At 61.1% G+C, this 4,026-nt stretch carries 4 protein-coding genes; all 4 read right to left on the bottom strand.

Annotated elements, in window-relative coordinates:
* Positions 1-721 precede the first annotated feature (721 nt).
* Entirely contained in the window at positions 722-1,450 is a 729-nt protein-coding gene (locus Q8P38_03370) for a hypothetical protein (protein MDP4013652.1), read from the bottom strand.
* Between the two features lie 133 nt (positions 1,451-1,583).
* Positions 1,584-2,087 carry a hypothetical protein gene (locus Q8P38_03365; protein MDP4013651.1) on the bottom strand — a complete coding sequence of 168 codons (504 nt, stop codon included), beginning with the start codon at positions 2,085-2,087 and terminating at the stop codon, positions 1,584-1,586.
* 537 nt (positions 2,088-2,624) lie between these two features.
* On the bottom strand, positions 2,625-3,092 hold the full coding sequence (locus Q8P38_03360) for a hypothetical protein (GenBank protein ID MDP4013650.1): 468 nt from the start codon (positions 3,090-3,092) through the stop codon (positions 2,625-2,627).
* 60 nt (positions 3,093-3,152) lie between these two features.
* Positions 3,153-4,026: RHS repeat-associated core domain-containing protein (locus Q8P38_03355; protein ID MDP4013649.1), on the bottom strand; the 874-nt coding region annotated here is incomplete at its 5' end.

The raw sequence follows: 4,026 nt of genomic DNA, 5'->3' as shown, positions 1-4,026 counted from the left end.
CACCTGATCAAAGACGCCGCACGGGTCGCCTTTGGCTTTCGCAACCTGGAAAACCAGCGACGACGAGTACGGTGGGCATGCACGCGCCGCCAGCGACTGGCAGCCACGGGATGAAGATCAATCCCCCTTAACTTCGAAGAGCCGGTTACTTCGGGCCGCTGGGCGAGATTCTCGCCCGGGGGATATACGACAACCTCAACCGCTTCATCATGCCCTCGCTGGCCGGCCCGGCCCGTCAAATACCCCTTGCAGCGCTAGTCGACAAGGATTTCTCTCTCCCAGCCCTGCGGCAGGCGGCTCAGCGCGGTCGGCTACACGCGATTCAGGGCCCTGATGGGATCTGGCGGAGCAGCAAGAAGGCGGTAGAGGAGTACCGACGGACCAAACGGCGCAGACGTGGGAGCCAGGCCAATGGCCTGCACTGAGAAGGACCCCCACCGTACAGGTTGCGCTGTGACTCCGCCGACCGATCCCCTTGAGGTTCGAAGAACCGGCGAACCTGACGTGCAAGAACTTCAAATAGGACCGGTCGAGGGTACCGCAACCAGGCCAACTACCACGCCCGCATAATGCTCGACAGCGCCGCTCGGACAGCGGCGTGAAGACCCGATCTCGCCCACGGCTCACGTCGAAGATCGAAGAACCGTCACACTCGGCGAGCCCATGAGCACCGCTTCCGAAGAGATGGCGACGTCCGCGACCGCAGGCGACAGAGGGCCGTTCAGTCTGTCGCGGTGACGCAAAGGACGAAGGCCCGTCCATAGTGATGGTCGACTACCACATGGGACCTGTCCCATGCGATGGAGTAGAACCAGTCGGACCATTCATCGCCGAGATCGAGCACGACTACAGTCTGATCATCCCATCTCCCCGATGCATCGGGTGCGCGCCGATAGCGACTCTCCCCCAGGAGCGCGGCAACGAATCCAACTGTGATGTCCTTGACATCGGAGTCCGTTCCCCGAAACCCCTGATAGGGACCGCCCTCCCCGACTAGTCTCGCGATCTCCCCGTCCAGGCAGAAGGCATCCTGCGAGCACAGACGGCCGTAGTCCTCGGCGGACTCCTCGAGATCCTCGTTCATCACACCCTCAGCAGGGATCAGACCGGGCAGGGCTGAACGCGCCGCCTCACTCGAGAGCAACAATGGTAGAAAGCCGTAGCCAGCAAGATCCCAATGTCCCGCGTACAAGTCGAGAACCGCATCACCGCTGAAGCTAAACGCTCCAAATTCAACGCCAGAGTAGCCAGCGCGCAACGCCTCTAGACACCTGTCCACACGGGGATCCCGCAACTCGAACTCACTAACTGCGAAGCTCTCACGCGATTCCGCCAGACGAGCCGGGCCTGGACGCCAGAGCCAAGTACCCTCATAGGGATCCGAAGGTGTTTGAAACTCTCGGCCTGGGCCATAGAAGCCGTAGCGAATCTCGTCATCATCGGTATCCATGGCTTGCGGCCTCCCTTGTCGCCCGGCTCATCGCACTCGCCAGAGCAGCGTCACCACTAACATGATCAAGGCCGCGCCCCCGCGAAATCCGAAGAGCCGAGGAACGAGGGCGCAGAGGCTTCGTCACGTCGAACTAGAGTCGGACACAATCAATGTAGTAGGGGCTCTTCGATGCGCCCCCGTCCGTTACGTCCTGGGGGACCTCCTCGGTGAACAGGCCCCACTCGCTGCTCCGGCCGGGCTGGAGAAAGAGTCCCGCTCGCAGGCCAACGATAACCTTCGATAGGCATTCACCATTGCTTGTGGCTGTCCAGCCATTCCGCAGCGCACTGGCTCGTATCATGCTCCTGACTTCCTGCGTCGCACCCCGAAGCCGGAAGCGGACCTCCGCGACAGTCGGCTCGGGGCAGTCACCGACATAGGACCGCGGCTTCACCTCGGATGCCGCAGGCGGAATCACATTCTCAATCTGCTGGATGGACTCCGGAACCCACCCATCTGGCCTGCACACGGTGAAGCTCTCGACGGTGACGCCCCGGTAAACCACGAACGCTACTGTCGCCATCTCCAGGCCCGCCACGGCGACAACAGCCAGTGCGAGCTGCCATGTCGCAAACCGGTTTCCGTGATCGCTCATCTTCGCGGCACCCGCTTCGTCCAGCGATCCCTTAGTCCGTACGGCCGTGCAAGCGTCATCGCGTGATTGGTGCGCCAAGGGGTCCCCCTCGGATCGCGCCTCCATCGTCGAGCGGCGTCTCTCCTTCCAAGCTGGCCAACCGATCACCAACACACCTGCGGCAATAAACAACCCGCAAATCAACAGCGCCGGTACTATTAGGCCAACAAGCACCAATACGAAGTCCCCTGGAGGTCCAGGACCTCCAGGGCGAGACGGGGTTGTACTGGATGTCGCGAGCACGCCAATCAACGGCATTAGTATCAGAACCGTACCCACTGTTACCGCTATTGGGTGTCTTCGCACGAAGTCGCTGGTCACAGATTGTTTTCTGACCATATTACCCCCTTCGGGTCAAGCGCCCAGTCATATATATCAACAGCCATGGAGTGCAGAGCCCATCAAGCTTGCCTAACGCGCAACCACGCACCTCGAAGAAACCCCCTAAGAGTCCGCAAGGGTGGGGCCACTTGAAGCGAGCATTCCCAGATGACTGGTTCAGTCGATAGCTCGAGCCTCAACGGTCACTTCCCCGCCCTCCCTGAATACGGTCGCCTCCGCTGGATACCCCTCAACGTCCACTTTCAGCTGATAGTCGCACACTTGTTGACCCACCGGCGGCGTGCCGGGCGAGGTAACGGACCAGCCGACCTGCTCAGCGGCTTCGCGAATCCCAGCACAAGACCGGCTGACAGGCGTTCCCGGACCAGCTGTAACAGTCAGAATCACTGTCCGATCGCTGTCGCAGTCGACGATTCCCAACCGCCCGTCTGGGTCAAGCGACTCAACTCGGCGCGCAAGGCTCTCTGCCCATTCCATCGTCGGGCAGCCCATTGCGGCTCGGTATGCCTTCTCCTTCACAACCCCCGCCAGTCCGGAGATGTAGAGGATTAGAAAGACAAGAACAACGATACCTGCACCAATGAATAAGCGAATCCACAATGAATGGCGAGGGTTCAGATCCATGCATGCCTCATTTGCTGAAATGCGTTCCACGTACCGACGCGACTCAACCAGATTCGCTCCTCAACATCTTCTCAGATGCGAATACACAGGGGGGTCTGACCAGCGGGCCTTTCGGCACCAGAAGCGGGACTTCCTGCTGTCCCAGAGCCTAATGAACTTGTTCGTCGCCCGCTGAATTCTCTTGCCCTCGCTGCGCGCGCTGGCAAGTCTCGCGTTCGCCCACCGCCACCGCTTGAGTCCTTGACGGTTGTTGAGCCAATCCGCCCGGTTATCATCGTCCCAAAGGGCCGGATCCTCCGTCTCGTGCGCACGAAGGATACTCTTAGCCCGGTCGTATCCTTCATAGAACGTAAGGACGATTGATCCGACGAAGTGCCGCGCGGCATTTTCGTGGTTTTCCGTCCACTTCGCTTGCTCCCGGAGAAACTTCATGACTCTATCGACTTCCGCGAGGAGATTGCGCGCTCGGCGGCAGGACAGTGCCCCGACAGCGTCAATGCATCTCCTCCCCTCGTCGAACCAATCGGAGAGCCCGCTCTCGTCGTCCTCGTTGACCGGGTCGACGGGGTAGGTGTACGTGTTGGCGTTTCCGCCTGGGATGGGGTCTGTGGACAGGAATTGGCCGGTGTTGGGGTTGTAGGGGCGGGCCCCCATCTGGATAAGCCCCGTGGCCTGGGCGGTGGGTCGCTGGTAGGCGCCTAGCCATCCGTACCGGTCGCCGCCGGACGCAGTCGCCGCGTCCTTGGGCTGGAGCGTGTTGGCTACGCCGCTGACGCTGACGGTGTTGTTGATTGGGTGACCGTAGGCGTCATACAGCTCCCAGACGTCCAGGTCCAGGCCGTCGATGGTCCCGTCCCCCGCGCCGACCCTGGTACTGGTCTGATTGTCGGTCAGGGGCAGGGTGTTGGTGTTGTCGCCATGGGGACTCACCACG

It is taken from the genome of Candidatus Nanopelagicales bacterium (genome assembly GCA_030700225.1).
Lineage (GTDB): Bacteria > Actinomycetota > Actinomycetes > S36-B12.
Note: the sequence above shows the minus strand (reverse complement) of the source record. Positions and strands in the feature narration are given on the sequence as shown.

What these genes read in the sequence shown, in the direction of transcription:
- Q8P38_03370 (MDP4013652.1), bottom strand. Translation starts at nt 1,450, where the DNA reads ATGGATACCGATGATGACGAGATTCGCTACGGCTTCTATGGCCCAGGC.
- Q8P38_03365 (MDP4013651.1), bottom strand. Translation starts at nt 2,087, where the DNA reads ATGAGCGATCACGGAAACCGGTTTGCGACATGGCAGCTCGCACTGGCT.
- Q8P38_03360 (MDP4013650.1), bottom strand. Translation starts at nt 3,092, where the DNA reads ATGGATCTGAACCCTCGCCATTCATTGTGGATTCGCTTATTCATTGGT.